Source organism: Achromobacter sp. SIMBA_011 (genome assembly GCF_046535435.1).
GTDB lineage: Bacteria > Pseudomonadota > Gammaproteobacteria > Burkholderiales > Burkholderiaceae_B > Achromobacter > Achromobacter dolens.
The window spans coordinates 1-279 of sequence record NZ_JAWRWN010000316.1; the positions used below are offsets into that span (position 1 = coordinate 1).

Here is a 279-nt window from a genome sequence, read left to right on the forward strand (position 1 = left end):
GTGGTGGATCGCGTCGACGACGAGGCGCGGCGACTGATAACGCTGAAATGTCCAGAGTTCCATGGCGACCCTCAGTGGAAGATGCGCGGCAGCGGCGCGCTGTCGTCGGCGTAGTAGGCGAGGATGGCGTGTTCCTGGCGCACCAGCGTCTCGACCATCAGCGAGACGTTGCGTTTCGTGACCGTGCAGGCTTCGGGATCGATCGCGGTGTCGAGCGCCATCAACTGCCGCGAGATGTCCTCGTGCCGGTACGTGTCGTTCAGGTCCGCGTGTGCGCGC

General features: G+C 64.9%; 1 pseudogene. It reads right to left on the reverse strand.

What is annotated here, in order from left to right:
• Window positions 1-71 precede the first annotated feature (71 nt).
• Window positions 72-279 (reverse strand): annotated as a pseudogene (locus SB816_RS31120) (hypothetical protein); the annotation flags it as partial.